Source organism: Roseovarius mucosus (assembly GCF_002080415.1).
Lineage (GTDB): Bacteria > Pseudomonadota > Alphaproteobacteria > Rhodobacterales > Rhodobacteraceae > Roseovarius > Roseovarius mucosus_A.
The window spans coordinates 1,217,568-1,233,192 of sequence record NZ_CP020474.1 but is presented as its reverse complement, the minus strand read 5'-3'; the positions used below and the strand labels follow the sequence as shown (position 1 = coordinate 1,233,192).

Annotated in this window: 18 protein-coding genes; 8 read left to right on the top strand and 10 right to left on the bottom strand. The window is 62.6% G+C overall.

Going from position 1 to position 15,625, the window contains the following annotated elements:
- Window positions 1-65 precede the first annotated feature (65 nt).
- The 3 genes from ROSMUCSMR3_RS06020 to tsaA all read left to right on the top strand — a co-directional run bounded on the left by ROSMUCSMR3_RS06020 (window position 66) and on the right by tsaA (window position 1,450).
- Complete coding sequence (locus ROSMUCSMR3_RS06020; protein ID WP_037297481.1) at window positions 66-491, top strand: F0F1 ATP synthase subunit epsilon; 426 nt, start codon at window positions 66-68, stop codon at window positions 489-491.
- A 115-nt stretch (window positions 492-606) separates the two neighbouring features.
- On the top strand, window positions 607-960 hold the full coding sequence (locus tag ROSMUCSMR3_RS06015; RefSeq protein WP_008280718.1) for an H-type lectin domain-containing protein: 354 nt from the start codon (window positions 607-609) through the stop codon (window positions 958-960).
- Window positions 961-976: 16 nt separating this feature from the next.
- On the top strand, window positions 977-1,450 hold the full coding sequence (tsaA, locus tag ROSMUCSMR3_RS06010) for a tRNA (N6-threonylcarbamoyladenosine(37)-N6)-methyltransferase TrmO (protein WP_081506755.1): 474 nt from the start codon (window positions 977-979) through the stop codon (window positions 1,448-1,450).
- An 86-nt stretch (window positions 1,451-1,536) separates the two neighbouring features.
- On the opposite strand, the gene map is transcribed toward tsaA, so the two are convergent.
- Together map and sfsA are read right to left on the bottom strand one after the other, a co-directional pair.
- Entirely contained in the window at window positions 1,537-2,349 is an 813-nt protein-coding gene (gene map, locus ROSMUCSMR3_RS06005) for a type I methionyl aminopeptidase (protein WP_037297480.1), read from the bottom strand.
- A gap of 40 nt (window positions 2,350-2,389) precedes the next feature.
- Window positions 2,390-3,121 carry a DNA/RNA nuclease SfsA gene (sfsA, locus tag ROSMUCSMR3_RS06000; RefSeq protein ID WP_081506754.1) on the bottom strand — a complete coding sequence of 244 codons (732 nt, stop codon included), beginning with the start codon at window positions 3,119-3,121 and terminating at the stop codon, window positions 2,390-2,392.
- A gap of 45 nt (window positions 3,122-3,166) precedes the next feature.
- Between sfsA and ROSMUCSMR3_RS05995 the strand changes: the two genes are divergently transcribed.
- The 4 genes from ROSMUCSMR3_RS05995 to ROSMUCSMR3_RS05980 are packed head-to-tail and all read left to right on the top strand — an operon-like array spanning window position 3,167 to window position 6,123.
- Window positions 3,167-3,889: a competence/damage-inducible protein A gene (locus tag ROSMUCSMR3_RS05995; RefSeq protein ID WP_081506753.1), complete on the top strand. Its 723-nt coding sequence runs from the start codon at window positions 3,167-3,169 to the stop codon at window positions 3,887-3,889.
- Window positions 3,886-4,605, top strand: a complete 720-nt coding sequence (locus tag ROSMUCSMR3_RS05990; RefSeq protein ID WP_081506752.1) for a GNAT family N-acetyltransferase — start codon at window positions 3,886-3,888, stop codon at window positions 4,603-4,605. The genes ROSMUCSMR3_RS05995 and ROSMUCSMR3_RS05990 overlap by 4 nt, the downstream gene beginning before the upstream one ends.
- Window positions 4,606-4,608: 3 nt before the next feature.
- Window positions 4,609-5,181: a peroxidase-related enzyme gene (locus ROSMUCSMR3_RS05985; RefSeq protein ID WP_008280711.1), complete on the top strand. Its 573-nt coding sequence runs from the start codon at window positions 4,609-4,611 to the stop codon at window positions 5,179-5,181.
- Between the two features lie 6 nt (window positions 5,182-5,187).
- Window positions 5,188-6,123: an OmpA family protein gene (locus ROSMUCSMR3_RS05980; RefSeq protein WP_081506751.1), complete on the top strand. Its 936-nt coding sequence runs from the start codon at window positions 5,188-5,190 to the stop codon at window positions 6,121-6,123.
- 9 nt (window positions 6,124-6,132) lie between these two features.
- On the opposite strand, the gene ROSMUCSMR3_RS05975 is transcribed toward ROSMUCSMR3_RS05980, so the two are convergent.
- The 3 genes from ROSMUCSMR3_RS05975 to ROSMUCSMR3_RS05965 all read right to left on the bottom strand — a co-directional run bounded on the left by ROSMUCSMR3_RS05975 (window position 6,133) and on the right by ROSMUCSMR3_RS05965 (window position 10,690).
- Window positions 6,133-8,154: a capsular polysaccharide biosynthesis protein gene (locus tag ROSMUCSMR3_RS05975; RefSeq protein ID WP_081506750.1), complete on the bottom strand. Its 2,022-nt coding sequence runs from the start codon at window positions 8,152-8,154 to the stop codon at window positions 6,133-6,135.
- Window positions 8,151-9,251 carry a polysaccharide biosynthesis/export family protein gene (locus ROSMUCSMR3_RS05970; protein ID WP_081506749.1) on the bottom strand — a complete coding sequence of 367 codons (1,101 nt, stop codon included), beginning with the start codon at window positions 9,249-9,251 and terminating at the stop codon, window positions 8,151-8,153. Before ROSMUCSMR3_RS05970 ends, ROSMUCSMR3_RS05975 begins: the two co-directional genes overlap by 4 nt.
- Before the next feature lie 146 nt (window positions 9,252-9,397).
- The gene (locus ROSMUCSMR3_RS05965) at window positions 9,398-10,690 is read right to left on the bottom strand and encodes a capsule biosynthesis protein (protein WP_081506748.1); all 1,293 of its coding nucleotides are present in this window, start codon (window positions 10,688-10,690) and stop codon (window positions 9,398-9,400) included.
- A gap of 139 nt (window positions 10,691-10,829) precedes the next feature.
- On the opposite strand from ROSMUCSMR3_RS05965, the gene ROSMUCSMR3_RS05960 reads away from it, so the two are divergent.
- A complete protein-coding gene (locus ROSMUCSMR3_RS05960) occupies window positions 10,830-11,417 on the top strand; it encodes a riboflavin synthase (protein WP_081506747.1) in 588 nt (195 codons plus the stop codon).
- On the opposite strand, the gene ROSMUCSMR3_RS05955 is transcribed toward ROSMUCSMR3_RS05960, so the two are convergent.
- The 5 genes from ROSMUCSMR3_RS05955 to ROSMUCSMR3_RS05935 all read right to left on the bottom strand — a co-directional run bounded on the left by ROSMUCSMR3_RS05955 (window position 11,414) and on the right by ROSMUCSMR3_RS05935 (window position 15,536).
- The gene (locus tag ROSMUCSMR3_RS05955) at window positions 11,414-12,277 is read right to left on the bottom strand and encodes a DUF2189 domain-containing protein (protein WP_081506746.1); all 864 of its coding nucleotides are present in this window, start codon (window positions 12,275-12,277) and stop codon (window positions 11,414-11,416) included. The two genes, ROSMUCSMR3_RS05960 and ROSMUCSMR3_RS05955, sit on opposite strands and share 4 nt — an antisense overlap.
- 121 nt (window positions 12,278-12,398) lie before the next feature.
- Entirely contained in the window at window positions 12,399-13,184 is a 786-nt protein-coding gene (locus ROSMUCSMR3_RS05950) for an ABC transporter permease (RefSeq protein ID WP_081506745.1), read from the bottom strand.
- Window positions 13,181-13,933 (bottom strand): ABC transporter permease, encoded by a 753-nt coding sequence (locus tag ROSMUCSMR3_RS05945; protein WP_081506744.1) that lies wholly within the window; start codon window positions 13,931-13,933, stop codon window positions 13,181-13,183. The genes ROSMUCSMR3_RS05950 and ROSMUCSMR3_RS05945 overlap by 4 nt, the downstream gene beginning before the upstream one ends.
- 5 nt (window positions 13,934-13,938) lie before the next feature.
- A complete protein-coding gene (locus ROSMUCSMR3_RS05940) occupies window positions 13,939-14,700 on the bottom strand; it encodes a transporter substrate-binding domain-containing protein (protein WP_008280701.1) in 762 nt (253 codons plus the stop codon).
- A gap of 38 nt (window positions 14,701-14,738) precedes the next feature.
- Window positions 14,739-15,536 (bottom strand): ABC transporter ATP-binding protein, encoded by a 798-nt coding sequence (locus ROSMUCSMR3_RS05935; protein ID WP_081506743.1) that lies wholly within the window; start codon window positions 15,534-15,536, stop codon window positions 14,739-14,741.
- Window positions 15,537-15,625: the final 89 nt, after the last annotated feature.

The following is a 15,625-nucleotide window of genomic DNA, read 5'->3' as shown; positions in this document are numbered from 1 at the left end:
CAACGCCTGTCACGGTCCTGCGCGGGTGATCCCCGCGCGGGCCTGACACCATGAGGGAGGCCGAGATGGCTGAAACAGTGCAATTCGATCTGGTGAGCCCCGAGCGGCTTTTGGCCTCGGTTGCTGCCCATGAGGTGAGCATTCCGGGGGCTGAGGGCGATCTGACCGCCATGGCCGATCACGCCCCGCTCATCACCACGCTGCGGCCCGGTATCCTGCGGGTGTCGGGGCCGTCGGGCGAAAAGGAATATGTTGTGACCGGCGGTTTCGCCGAGATCAGCGGCAAGAGCGTGTCCGTTCTTGCGGAGCAGGCCGTTGCGCGTGAGGATATGACGCGCGAAGCGTTCAAGGCGATGGTGGATGCGGCGACCGACAAGTTGGCGCATGCACAGGAAAAATTCGTGAATGAGCCCGGCCCTGTCGACGAGATGGCCAAGCTCTTGGCGGATATGGTGGCTGTAGGCGACCATATCGGGTTGTCTTCCAACTGAGGTTGCGGCGGATTCCGCTATCAAAGGGGCCGTTCTGCGGCCCTTTTTTCTTTTTTTTGCTCTCAATTTTGCCGGAAAATCGGTGTAGGCTCGCCAGAGTTTCGGAAGGCATCGTATGAAATTCTTGATCAATCAAGCTATTGGGATCGAACAGGGGGATGATGTCCTCTTTTCAGATTTTGCTGATGGGGGCGAAATGTGGACCGGATCAGGCGCGCGTGAGCGGCGCAAGTTGATCACCTTTGCCAGCCCGTTCAAGTCCGAACCTGCGGTGCATGTGGCCCTGTCGCTTTGGGATATGGACAGCGCCACCAATGCCCGTGCCGATGTGACAGCGGAAAAGATCACGCCAAATGGGTTTGAGATCGTGTTCCGCACTTGGGCGGATACGCGGGTGGCCCGGGTGCGGGTGCGTTGGATGGCGCTTGGTGAGGTGTTCCACGAGGATGACTGGCAAGACGTTTACTGAGGCGGAGAGCGTTGGGATGGACATGCGATTGCGTCCGGGCGAGGAGACCACGGTGCTGCCAGAGGGGCAGGATGCCGCGCTACATTTCATTGGGCGGATCAACACCCCATGGACCCGGCGTGAAGAGTGCCCGCGGCAGGGGCAGCTGGAAGGACCAGAATGCCGGATTGAGGTGTTTGCACCTTGGGTCGCGGCGCTGGAGGGAATCGCGGCCTATAAGCATCTTGAAATTCTGTATTGGTTGGACCGGTCCCGGCGGGATCTGGTGCGGCAGAACCCGAAAGGGGATGGTACGCGCTATTTTGGCACCTTTGCCCTGCGCTCGCCGCAGCGGCCCAATCCCATTGGCACGTCGCAGGTGCGCCTGATCGGGGTAGAGGGGGCGGTGTTGATCGTTCGGGGGCTGGACTGTCTGGATGGCACGCCTTTGGTGGACATCAAGCCCGATCGTTGCGAGTTTACCCCACAGGCCCCGGCAAAGCCGCTATAACCGTTTGATTTACCGCTATTTTGGAGAGAGTAACCTATCGACGCTCTTTGAAATTCGTTTCGATCACGATCAAACCCGCAGGGGTTTTACGCCCATGTCGGATGAAATTTTCCCGCAGGCGAGAGGGTGAAAATCTCGGCGCCGGTGGCGGTCACGCCGATGGAATGCTCGAATTGCGCCGACAGAGATTTGTCGCGGGTGACGGCGGTCCAGTCATCGGCCAGCACTTTGGTTTCGGGGCGCCCGAGATTGACCATCGGCTCGATGGTGAAGAACATGCCTTCTTCCAGACGCGGCCCGCTGCCTGCCCGCCCGTAATGCAGCACATTGGGTGGTGAATGGAACACGCGGCCCAAGCCGTGCCCGCAGAAATCACGCACCACCGACATGCGATGCGCCTCGACGTAAGATTGGATCGCGTGGCCGATATCGCCAAAGGTGGCACCGGGGCGCACGGCTTCGATCCCCTTCATCAGGGCGTCATGTGTGACCTGGATTAGCCGTTCGGATTTGCGGCTGAGTTTGCCTGCTACATACATCCGGCTCGTGTCGCCAAACCAACCATCCACGATCACCGTCACATCGACGTTCAGAATGTCACCATCCTTGAGCACCTTGTCGCCGGGAATGCCATGGCAGACCACGTGATTGACGCTGATGCAGCTGGCGTGCTGATAGCCCTTATACCCGATGGTGGCGGATTTCGCGCCAGAGGCGTTAACCTTGTCCTCGATCAGCTTGTCGATGGCGGCGGTGGTTTGTCCGACAAAGACATGCTCTGCGATTTCGTCGAGGATTTGCGCGGCAAGTGCCCCGGCCCGGTGCATACCAGCAAAATCCGCAGTCTCATGGATGCGGATGCCCTCGCGCGTCAATCGTCCTCGATGTGTTTCGTTCACGTCCGGCCTCGTATGGTGTGCATTTTCCGTTTATCTAGGGCTATTTGCGCGAAAGGACCAGAGGGGGGTCGTTTGCAAGGGGCAGGCCATGACCAATTGTGATCTCTTGCGGGGTGATATTGGCACGATATGACAGCACTGTGACCCCTGCCGCGCGGGCGCGCTGCAGGGCGTTGGCATAGGTGGGGTCGATGTCTTGGGCCACGGTCACGGCCTGTGCATCGCTGCGTTGCACCAGATAAAAGAGCACGGCGCGATGCCCGGCGCGGGCCATTTCGGCCAGATCCCCCAAGTGCCGCGCGCCGCGTGCGGTGACGCTGTCGGGGAATTCGGCCAAACCGGGCGTGCGTGACAGGGTCACGGATTTTACCTCGACATAGGCATCGGGCAGGCCCGCGCCTGAAAGCAGGAAATCCACCCGGCTGGCAGTGCCGTAGGCTTGTTCGGGGCGCACCCGGTCATAGGCGGCCAGTTCCGGGATTCTCCGCGCCTCAAGCGCGGTCCTGACGATCCGGTTGGCAAGACCCGTATCGACACAGACGAAATCCCCGCCCGAACGCTCCAGCAGCCGCCAGCCGAATTTGAGTTTCTTGCGCGGATCGTCATTGGGTTCGACCCAGATGGTTGCCCCCGGATCGGCCAGCCCCATCATGCTGCCGGGGTTGGCGCAATGCGCCGTAACCTCGCGCCCATCCATCAGGCGGATGTCGGCGAGAAAGCGTTTGTAGCGGCGCAGCAGCACAGCCTGCACAAGAGGGGTTTGAAAGCGCATGACCTGCGCCTATACCGGGTTTGTCCCCGGATCAAGGAGTCTGCCATGCCCAACCCGACCGCTGCCATGCTTGTCATCGGAGACGAAATCCTGTCGGGGCGCACGCGCGATGCCAACATGCATTATCTGGCGGGTGAGGTGACGAAGGTCGGCATCGACCTTAGGGAAGTGCGCGTGGTCAGCGACGATCCCGGCGCTATTGTTGCGGCGGTGCAGGCGCTGAGTGCGGGGTATGACCATGTGTTCACCTCGGGCGGTATTGGTCCCACCCATGACGATATCACCGCCGAGAATGTGGCTGCGGCCTTTGATCGGCCGATTTCGGTGCGCGACGACGCGCGCGCCATTCTGGCCGCGCATTACGACGCGCGCGGGCAGGAATTGAACGCGGCGCGTTTGCGCATGGCGCGTATTCCGGACGGGGCCACACTCATTGATAACCCGATCAGCGCCGCGCCGGGGTTTACCATCGAGAATGTGCATGTGATGGCCGGGGTGCCGTCGATCTTTCAGGCGATGCTGGCCTCTGTGCTGCCCCAACTGACGGGCGGTGCGCCGATCCTGTCGCAGGCGCTGGAAATCCGGCGCGGCGAAGGCGATATTGCGGGGCCTCTTTCCGATCTGGCGGAGAGGTATCCTGACCTCAGCATCGGCTCTTACCCGTTTATCCGCGATGGGTGTTACGGGGCGCAGATTGTGATGCGTGGGCAGGATGGTGCACGGCTTGAGGCTGCGATGTCTGAATTGGCGGAGATGTTTCCGGCATGAGCCCTGATGTGCAGACGCTTTATGCGGTGACCGAGGCCACGTGGCCGCCTGCGCGCTGCGAACAGCTTGGTCCTGTGACCCTGCGCGAGGGCAAGGGAGGTGGCAAGCGCGTGTCTGCCGCCACAGTTGCGGGGCCGATCACGGGCGCGGAACTGGTCGCCGCCGAGATGGCAATGCGCGCGCTCGGGCAAAGCCCGCTCTTTCAGGTGCGCGAGGGGGATGGCGCGCTGGATGCGCTTTTGGCCTCTGAGGGATATGAGGTGGTTGACCCGGTCAACCTCTATGTCGTGCCGGTTGCGGCGTTGACAGGCGAAAAGCCGCCGCGTGTCAGCACCTTTGCGGTTTGGGAGCCTCTTGAAATCATGCGCGAAATCTGGGCTGATGGGGGTATTGGCCCGGCGCGTATTGCGGTGATGGAGCGTGTTACCGGCCCCAAGACCGGGCTTTTTGGCAGGCATAAGGATCAGCCCGCCGCCACCGGCTTTGCCGCGATTCACGTGGGCGTGGCCATGGTGCATGCGCTGGAGGTTCACGCCCGCCACCGCCGCGCCGGGATGGGGCGGCTGATGATGCTACAGGCGGCGCTTTGGGCGCAGGCAGAGGGTGCGCAGTATCTGTCGGTGATCTGCACCAAGAGCAATCAGGGGGCCAATGGGCTATATACGGCGATGGGGTTTGCCCATGTTGGCGACTACCATTACCGGCAAAAGGAGTGAGACATGACCAAGCCATCCGAGCCCACAGCGCTTGATTTGCCGATGCTTGACCCGTTGCCAGAGGCGACACAGAAGTATTTCGACATCTGCGCCGAGAAACTGGGCATGATCCCCAATGTGCTGCGGGCCTATGCCTTTGACATCGACAAGCTGAATGCCTTTACCACGCTCTACAACAACCTAATGCTGGCCGAGAGCGGGTTGAGCAAGCTGGAGCGCGAGATGATCGCGGTCGTGGTCAGTTCGATCAACCGGTGCTGGTATTGTCAGGTGGCGCATGGCGCGGCGGTGCGGCAACTCTCTGGTGATCCGGCGCTTGGTGAGGCGATGGTGATGAACTGGCGCGCGGCAAAGCTGGATGCGCGGCAGAGTGCGATGCTGGGCTTTGCCGAAAAGATCACGCGCGCCTCGTCTGAGATTACTGAAGCCGATCGTCAGGCGCTGCGCGATCAGGGTTTGAGCGCGCGCGATATCTGGGATATCGCCAATGTTGCGGGGTTCTTCAACATGACCAATCGCGTGGCCTCGGCGACGGGCATGCAGCCCAATCCCGAGTATCACGCGCAGGCGCGCTAAGGTCTGATGCGGCGCGTTATCCCTTTTTTGCTATGGAGTTTTCTGGCGGGCGGCCCGGCGGTTGCGGTTGATCTGACCCTGCCTGCGGGGGCCAGCCAGACGCGCGAGGTGATCCGAGAGGCGGATACGGTGCGCCTGCCGACGGGGCCGCATTCGGGGACCGATGTGCCAAACTTGCGGCTTGAGGGGCGTATTGTCAGCCGGGCTTGGCGGATGCCGGTGCAGGGGGTCACGACGCTGCAACTTTTGACGCCGTTGCGCGATCAGTTGGAGGGCGCGGGCTGGGAGGCGGTGTTTGCGTGCGAAGCTCTGGACTGTGGCGGCTTTGATTTCCGCTTTGCCCTGCCAACACTGCCCGCGCCGGACATGTTTCTTGATCTCTTCGACTATCGCTATCTGTTGATGCGACGGGGCATGGGCGCGACGCAGGAGCATGCCGCACTTATCGTCAGTCAGAGTGGGCGCACAGGCTATGTGCAAGTTCTGCATGTGACAACGCTGGCCGAAGGCTACACCATCCAGCCCATTCCGGCGGAGGAGCGCGAAGCGTTGCCGCGCGCTGATCTTGTGCAGGCGTTGCAAACGCAGGGGCATGCAGTGCTGGAGGGTTTGGATTTTGGCCTGGGGGACAATGCGCTTGGGGCTGGTCCCTATCGCAGTCTTGTGACCTTGGCGGAGTTTTTGACGGCGTCGCCAGAGACACGGGTGGCCCTAGTCGGGCATAGCGATAGCATTGGGGGGCTGGAGCAGAACAGCGCCCTGTCGCGCGCCCGCGCCGAGGCGGTTTTGAACCTTTTGGTCGAGCAACATGGCGTGGCCCCGGCGCAGGTTGAAGCGCATGGGATCGGCTATCTGTCTCCGATTGCCTCAAACACCAGCCCAGAGGGGCGTGAACGCAATCGCCGGGTTGAGGTTGTGCTATTGGACGCGGAGCCGCAGTAAGCGCGCTGCTCAGCGCCACCAAGCCGCATGTGAGGCGAGCGCGCCTTGCAGCTTGGCGAGCAAGCGGTTGGCCGGGCCGGGCCGGGGTAGGGGTCCATGCGCCAGCCGTTCGACAACCACCTCGACCGGGCATGGTCGCCCGGTCACGGGATCGCGGTAGCGCGGATAATCAATGAGTGCTGCATGCACAAGACCGGGCAGCGAAGGCCGTGCGCTGCGTCGCGCCGGGATGTCGCCCAGATCACGGGTCAGGCCCCATCCGGCATAAAAGGGCGCGCCGGTTGTGGTAACGCGCACCCCGCGCAAAAGCGCCTCGAACCCCAAGAGCGAGGTCATGGTCCAGACCTCGTTGACCATGCTGAGCACGCGGGCGGGATCGGTGTGATCCAGGATAAGATCGGCGAGGTCGCGGGCGGCATCCGGTGGCACGGCGCCGGGGCGCAGCCCTGCTTCGACATCGGGGTGGGGTTTGTACAGGATCACGGCATCCGGGTTGGCGGCGCGCGCGGCGTGCAAGAGGGCGAGATTGCTGGTGATCGCCCCAGCCCCAAGGCGGATCGAGGCATCATCTTCGACCTGACCGGGCACGAGGATGCGCCGCCCCTCGGGCAGGTTGGGCACCGATTGGCCAAGGTTGTATTTGCTGAGGTCATGGCGGGTCAGTGCTGCGATCAGTGCCTCGGCGCGGCGTTCTTGATCGGGGCGCAGGCGGGTGCGGGTGGCGATCAGGCGTTCTAACCGGCTTTCGCGTGTGGGATCATAGTAGATGCCCAGATCGTCACAGACGAGCGACAGGGGGGGGATAAGATCGGCACCGAGCCCGCGCGACCGCAAGAATCCGTCCTCGATGCGCACGGCCCCGTCTGGGGCTGTGTCGGCCTGTGAGGCCCAGACCATGACGCGGCGGTCGGGCTGGGGCGTGCCGCCAAAGACCACCCGCCGATGCGTGCCAAAGAAGCCTTGGAGCGGCGCGCGTTTCCACAGGCGCATGCCATGGGCCTGCCATCCGGCGTGATCCTCGCGCCAAGCCCGTGTTTCGGACTCTTGTGCCGAAATTGCCTGATCCAGATCGCAGAGCCGGTCGCGGTAGGGGTCATACCATGTGGGATAGAGCAGCATCGCGCCGGCAAAGAGCTGCGCGCGCGTGAGGTTGCGGCCCCGGCGGGTCAGGGGCAGGGGGTGGCGATCCTCGCTAAGGCCCCAGCCCGCATAGAACGGCTGGCCAAAGACATTTGGGCGGTGTCCGGCCAGAATGGCCTCGAACCCCATTTGCGAGGTGACGCAATAGACCGCGATGGCCCCTTCCATCAGCGCCCATGGGCTGACCGGATCGGACAACAGGCGGATGCGGGCGCTCTCGTCCTTGGCGGTGAAGTAGCCGGGGCGGTGGCCTGCGGCGGTTTCGGGATGGGTCTTGATCACGATCCGCGCGCCGGGGTGATCCTCTTGTGCCCAATAGAGCATCTCGCGGAAGGTGTTGGCATCGGCCCCGCCATGCGTGACCGAGGCATCGCCGCGGGTCTGGTCGATCACCAGCACATAGCCCGGATCGGGGCAGGGCGTTTGCGGGTCGAAGGCACTGTATTTGCTTAGATGCGCCTCTTGCAGGCGCGCCATGCCGCTGCGGGCCCTGTTCAGCAAAGCCGTATCGTCGAGCGGGTGCGTGGCCAGCAGATGCTCGAGATCCGAAGGGTGGCGGCTGTCGAAATAGATGCCGCGTCGGTCGATCACCAGACCAAGGGGCGGCGCGCCACTGCGCCCCGGCTGGAGTGAGCGTAGAAAGGCATCCTCGATCCGCAGCAAACCTGCACCAGTGCGGGCCGCCATCCCCTCGCCGCGCGCGGCATAGGGGCTGCGCCCCCAGACGGCAATCAAATCCTCGGTGCCGGGTTGCCCAAGGCTGAGGTCATAGCCCGCCAATGTCAGGATGCGGCGCAGGCGGCGTTGCCAGAGAAACCCGCCGTTGAAATAGAAAACCCGCCGGGAGGCCCGAGCCTCGCCAGCGGGTTGCCCGTCAGAGGGCTGGCTCAAAAGTCGCCCGAGAGCGTTGAGGACGCCGTTGATACCGATCCAACCGCGCCAAGCGTGCCGGTGAAGGCGCCGATGACCTTGGACCATTGCGTGAACGGTGCCTCGGTCACATAGATTGTGTCGTCGTCACGGATCGAAAAGTCGCGCGCCAAGAACAAGCCGTTGGGCTTGGTCAGGTCAAGCACATAGACCAGACGTTGCGCGCCCTGAAGATCGGTGCGGCCCAGAACCTGATTGGCGATTTCCATCGGTTCGTTGCGCAGCACAAAGACGCCGGTGGGATCGGCGGCAGCGGTCGAAAGGCCACCCACCTGTGCAATGGCCTCAAGCGCGCTGAGAGTTTGGGTTTCGAACGTCACGCGCGATTGCGCACCGGTGGCCCCAAGGGCGGTATAGGCGCGGGTATCGGCCTCGACCAAGATGCGGTCACCGCCGCGCAGGGCAATATCGAATTGCGGGTATTTGAACAGGTCCTGAAACCAAACCTTGGAGCGTTGATCGCCTCGGATCACGGTGATCTGTGCCACTTCTGGCGGGATCGCGATGCCACCTGCCGAGGCGATCATGGCCGAGAGGGTGCGCGTGGGGGCCTCGATCGGATAGACGCCCTGACCGCTGACTGCACCGCTGATTGCCACTGTCGAGCCATTGCCAGCCAAACGGCGCACCTCGACCTGTGGATCGGGGGTTTGCTGTTCGAGCTTCTCGGTGATGACTCGGCGGACACCTTCGGGTGTGTTGCCTGCGGCCTTGATCCGGCCTGCGTAGGGAACAAAGATGAAGCCAGAGCCGTCTACCTGCACTTCGCCAAGGGTTGTCTGGTTGGTTGCTTCGCCCGCCAAAAGCCCGTCATCGACGTTTTCCCAGATCGTGAGGCCCAGCGTGTCACCGGGGCTGATGAGGTCAGACCCAAGCAGGCCAGCGTTTTGGAATTGTTCGGTAAAGCCAAGCGCCGGTTGCACGGCGGTCGCGCGGGTCACCCTGTCATTCACCGTCACGACAAAGGAGTCGCCCTGTTTCTGGACCGATCCGGCGTAGATTTCACGTTTGGTTGGGCCCACGCGCGGCAAGCCGCATCCGGCCACAAGAGATGCCATAAGCAATAGCGCGATAGGGCGCGCCCATCGGGTGTGTCGGGATGTCACTGCTCGGTCTCCTCGACCTGTTTTTGTTCTGCCTCGGGTCTTTTTTGATTACGCTAGCGAACAAACTTGTGAAAATCCAGCGTTTCCATTGCTTGCGCCTATGTGATGACGCGCAACTGTTGCCGAGGGGCCGCGGTGCCTGAGCGCAGCGCATCATAGGGGTCTTCGGGGGCAAGCATCATGTCGACCGCCTGACGCAGCAACTGTCGACGCCCCGAGGAGGAATAGAAGCCGCCCGCAATCTGGCTGGTTTCCAGCAGAAATCGCCGGTAATCGGCATAGGCGCGACGGTCTGGGCGCTCTGCTCCGGCAAAGAAATCGGCCAAGGGTTTGGTCGAGACGAATTGAGGTTTGGCATAGACCGCCTGACCAAAGGTGCGCAGTGGAATGCCCCGCCAGAGCACCTGTTGTGCTGCTGTGGAGTTGACGGTCACGGCAGAGCGCGCCTCGTCCAAGAGTTTTGCCAGCTTGCCGCCACGCAGATAATGCACCCGCCCGCGCAGGTCATAGGCGCGCACAAGGCGGCGCAATTCGCTGCGAATGGGGGCGCGGCCATCCTCTAGCGGATGTGCCTTGATCACCAGATGGTGATGCGGTGGCGCGCCACGTGCAAAGCCGTCAATCACGGTTTCCAGAAACTCGGTCATTGTGGAAAACGGCGAATGTGCCTGAAAAGAGGCGTCATGTTCCAGTTGCAGAAGGGCGATGTGATAGGGGAAGCCGCCGGTGCGTACCCGCCATGTGGTCAGGCGTCGCTCGATCGCCTGAATTGGCATCAGGACCAGACGTTTGAGGTAGAGTTTGAATTCCTGCCCCACGGTCAGCGCACGGTGCGGGCGGAAATGGCGATAGCGGCGATTCAGAAAGAGAACAAATCCGTGATAGAGCGCGCCGTAGAACACATGCTGGCGCATATCGCCCCAACTGGCAGGGGGCAGGGCGGTGTCCATGTCCGAGTTTTCCAGCGCCTGCCGCATCTCGGGCACGCTCATTTCCATCAGGCGGGAATTGCCGTTGGTGCCGCCGCGCTCATAGGTCACCCAATAGGGGCGCATGTAGCCTTCTTCGAAGACATGGATCGTGAGGCCGCGCGCGCGGGCCATGGCGACGGCTTGGGCGTGAATGGGCCGGGTATCGCCATAAAGCACAAGATCGGTGATACGTTTGTCGTCGAGAATGGTGGCCAAGGTCGCGGGCCAATCCTCGGCCTGACCGAGAAAGGGCAGAAAACTTGGGCGCTCGCGCCAGAACGCCTGATCCCCGGCATTGAAACCCACGCGCCAGACATCCGCCCCTGCCCGGCGCAGCATCTGCCCGAGTTTGTAGAAGAAAGGCCCGTGCGGTCCCTGAAGAAACAGAAACGCGCGGTTCTTGCCGGTCAGGCCCGTCATGGCGGTGTCTCTTGCCTTTGCGCTCGGTCACGCTTTTTACTGCAAAAATCGGGCGAAAATAAGCCCCTATCGCTGCGGTCTCTTGTCTGGCGGCGGTGAGGGCGGTAGGGGTCACGGCAGAGCAAAAGGAGGGCGGTCAATGTTCACGGGCATCATTACCGATGTGGGGCGCATCGAGGCGGTCGAGCATCGGGGCGACCTGCGCGCGCGGATCGGCACCGGCTATGATACCGGCCGGATCGACATCGGCGCGTCTATTGCCTGCGACGGCGTGTGCCTGACGGTCGTGGCGCTAGGGGCCGGTTGGTTCGATGTGGATATTTCCGCCGAAACCCTATCAAAAACCAACCTGTCGGGTTGGGCTGAGGGGCGGCGGGTCAATCTGGAGCGGGCGCTGCGGGTGGGCGACGAATTGGGCGGGCATATCGTGTCGGGCCATATCGACGGGTTGGCCGAAGTGGTGAGTTTGCGCGATGAGGGCGACAGCACCCGCGTCACGCTGCGCGCGCCGCAAGCCTTGGCGCGGTTCATCGCACCCAAAGGGTCGGTTGCCCTCAACGGCACCTCGCTGACCGTCAATGAGGTTGAGGGCTGCGATTTCGGGATCAACTTCATCCCGCATACCAAATCCGTGACCACCTGGGGCGATGTGGCCATGGGGGATATGGTCAACCTCGAGATTGATACGCTGGCACGGTACGTGGCGCGGCTGGCCGAGGCGGGCTAGCCATCATTGGGCACGGCGGCGCGGTAGAGATGCCACGTTGCGTGCCCCAAGACCGGCAGCACGATCACCAGACCCAGGAAGGCGGGCAGCATCCCAAGGGTCATGCTGCCGGCCACGATCAGCCCCCATGTGGCGACGATGCGCGGATTGCGCCGGGCCACCGCGACAGAGGTCATGACCGCCACGGGCAGGCCCACGCGCCTATCGATCAGCATCGGGAATGAAATCAGGCTGAGCACCAGCACGGCGGCGGCAAAGACAAAGCCTGCGGCCATGCCCAAGACGATCATCTGCCAGCCCGCAGCAGTGGTCAGCACATCCTGTGCAAAGCCCATGAGGCTGGTCGGGGGCAGTGGCCCGAGGGTGAGGTCGTAGATATATTTCGCGGCGAACATCCAGACGATGAAAATCCCCATCAGATAGACCCCCAGCACCAGAACAGGCCCCAGAACATGCGCGCGCAGGGCGCGCAGCGCTGTGCCCCAGCCGGTGGCCTGACCGGTTTCACGCTGTCGGCTCATTTCATAAAGCCCGGTGCCGATCACCGGGCCGAGCAGGGTGAACCCCGCCGCCAGCGGAAAAAGCAGGTGCAGATTGGCCGAATGGAAGGCGCTAAGCGCCAGCGTGATGCCGATCAGCGGATAGATGGCGATGAGAAAAAACACGTCACTGCGCAGGGCCACGAAATCGGCCAGCCCTTTGCGCAGAGCGTCGCGCAGGTCAGCGTGGCTGAGGGTGCGCACGTCGGGTGGGGTGGTAATCTCGCTGCGCAGGGCACCTGTGGCGTCTGAGGCACCGCGCCTCGCGCTTGCGGTGGTGCCCGCCAGCCAAGTGAGTGGATTGCCGATGGTCTTGGTCATTCTGGCCTCCCTTATCGGGGCGCGGATGCCGAAGTTTGGGCGTCGCGCCGTGGCGTTGCCGTGAGACCAAGATAGCATGGATTACGCCTGTCGTCACATCCCGATGGGGGATGAGACGATATCAGCCGTGGCGGGGGCGCGAGGGCACGCGATTTTCGATCCAGCGGAACATCAGCGCGATGAGGCCCGCAATGATCATGTAGACAAGGGCAAGCAGCAAAAGCGGCTCGTAGACGATAAAGGTATCGGCGCGCACGCGGCTTGAGACCGAATAAATCTCGATCACGGTGATGGTTGCCACCAGCGGCGTTGCCTTGAGTTGCAGGATGGTTTCGCCGCCCAAGGTGGGCAGCACATTGCGGATCGCCTGCGGCAGCCAGATGCGGCGAAAGATCGTGAAGCGCGGCATGCCAAAGGCGCGCGCGGCCTCTAGCTGGCCTTTTTGCACGCTGGCAAAGCCGCCGCGCATGACCTCGCCCTCATAGCCTGCGTAGGATAGGGTAAGGGCCAGAACGGCATAGGGCCATGCCTGCCGCAGATAGGGCCAAAGCTCGGACCCTCTGATCCACGGGTATTGCGGGAAAAGAGAGCCTAGCCCGTAATAGAGCAGCCAGATTTGCAGGAGAAGGGGCGTGCCGCGAATGATGGTGCAGAAGAGGCGCGCGGGCGTTGCCAGATACCAAGGCCCCGCCGCCTGTGCCAGACCAAGCGGCACGGCAAGCGCAAAGCCCAGCACCACCGTCACCACCAAGATCCAGATCGTGCGCCACAGCCCCTCTAGCGCCAGAGGCAGGTATTGCGGCAGCCAGTCCCATCGCAGCGAGAGCGCGCACCAGATCACGAACCCGGCGAAGAGCGCCATGAGGAACAGGCGGCGCGGGATCAGAAGGGCGCGCAGATCGCTCATCGCCCACCCTCGCGCAAGGAGGGTTGACCGCGCCGCGCCCATTTTTCGATCCGGGCAAAGATCGCACCGGAAAAGAGCGTGACAATCAGGTAGAGCGCGCCTGCCGCGAGGAAAAAGGTGAAATAGGCCCGCGTGCTGCCCGCTGCCTGTCGGGTTTCGAGGGTCAATTCGCTAAAGCCCACGATGGCCAGGAGGGCCGTGTCCTTGGTGGCGATGAGCCAGAGATTGGCCAGCCCCGGTGTGGCAAAGCTCATCATCGCGGGGATGGTCACGCGGCGTAGCGTCATCAGCGGCGGCATGCCAAAGGCGCGCGCGGCCTCAAGTTGCCCCGGTGGGATCGCCTGAATGGCGCCGCGCAACACCTCAGTGGCATAGGCCCCTTGCACCACGCCCAAGACCCAGATGCCCGCGACGACGCCGCTGATCTCAATCCGGCCATAGCCCATGGCGATGGCGGCCTGATTGATCAGGTCAGAGCCGACGTAATAAAGGATCAGGATCAGTACCAGTTCCGGCACGGCACGAATGACCGTTGTGTAGATCGCCAGAAGATCACGCAAGAGCGGTCCGCCGTAGAGCTTGCCATAGGCACCGGCCAGCCCGATCACAAGGCCAAAACCAAAAGCGCCAAGTGCGATTTGGAGCGAATTGGCCAGCCCGCGCAAGAGGTTGGCCCCCCATCCCGGAGGTTCAAGCGCGAGGAGGCTGGCGGTTTCCGCCAGCCCCAATGTGTCAAGCAGCGCCTCCAACGTGCTTAGTAGATGCTGGCATTGAAGTAGCGCGCGGTGATCTCCGCATGGGTGCCATCGGCCAGAATGGCGGCGATGCCCTTGTTGAGCGCCTCGCGCAGGGCGTCCTCGCCTTTGCGCACGCCGGCCCCCACGCCCAGGCCCAGAATGGCGGGATCATCGGCGACATTGCCCTTGATCTCGCAGCAGGCACCGGCGTCTGTGGCGACGAAATCCGCCATGGCGATGCTGTCGGCCTGCGTGGCGTCGATCCGGCCTGCGACCAGATCTTGATTGGCCTCGTCCTGTGTCTGATAGATGCGGATTTCAGCGGCGTCCTTGAAGTATTCCTGCGCGTAGGCCTGATGGATCGTCGAGGCCTGCACGCCGAGGATCTTGCCTTTCAGACCTTCGGGGGTGGCCTCTAGATCGAGCGATTTGTCGGCCACGACCACGGTCGGTGTGTTGTAGTAAGGGTCGGAAAAGTCGATGGTTTTCATCCGCTCTTCGGTGATCGACATGGAGGCCATGATGGCGTCGATTTGCCCGCCGGTAAGCGAGGGGATGATCCCATCCCATGCCACGGGGGTGATCACGCAGGTGAGGTCTGCGGCCTTGCACACCGCGTCGATCACATCGACCTCCCAGCCGACCCATGTGCCCGAGCTGTCGAGCGAGGCGAAGGGCGGATAGGGTTCGGCGGCGATGCCGATCTTGACCTCTTGCGCGGCAAGCCCGGTGCCGAGGGCCGCGAGCGTCGCGGCGGCGAGGATGGTTTTAAGTGTCATGTCAGTCTCCCTTGTTGGTTGGTTTGATCTGCCCCGTCTTATCCGACGGTTTGCAGGAATTGCTTGAGGCGGGCCGATTGCGGCGCGCCAAAGACGCGCTCGGGGGGGCCTTCTTCCTCGATCCGGCCTTGGTAGAGATAGACCACATGGCTGGCCACCTCGCGGGCGAATTTCATTTCATGCGTGACGATCAGCATGGTGCGCCCTTCGGCGGCGAGATCGCGGATCACGCTGAGCACTTCGCCCACCAATTCGGGGTCAAGCGCACTGGTGGGTTCATCGAACAGCATCACGGCGGGATCGACCGCAAGCGCGCGCGCGATGGCCGCGCGCTGCTGCTGGCCACCGGACAGGAAGGCGGGAAAGGTATCGGCCTTGTCGCCAAGCCCCACCCGGTCAAGCAGCGCGCGCGCGCGTTCAATCGCCTGTTTTTTCGGGGTTTTCAGAACATGCACCGGCACTTCGATGACGTTTTCAAGGAGGGTGCGATGCGTCCAGAGGTTGAAAGCCTGAAACACCATGCCAAGCCTTGTGCGGATACGCTCGATCTGGCGGCGGTCGGCGGGGCTACCATCTGCGCGCATGGCGATTTCCTCGCCATTGACGACGATCCGGCCCGAGGTGGGGGTTTCCAGAAAGTTGATACAGCGCAGCATGGTCGATTTGCCCGATCCCGACCCACCGATAATTGCCACCACATCGCCCTTTTGCGCGGTCATTGACACGCCTTTTAGCACTTCGAGCGCGCCAAAGGATTTGTGCAGGTCGTCGACAATGATCGCGGTCCCTTCTGGCGCGGGCGCGGGGGATTGTCGGGGCTCTGCTGTCACGGGCATGTCTCCGGCATTGGCACTTTTCGGCTTGTAGTAAGGCGGAAGAGTCGTAATTATGCAAGCGTATAATTGAACGCGCTGAGGATGGAGGT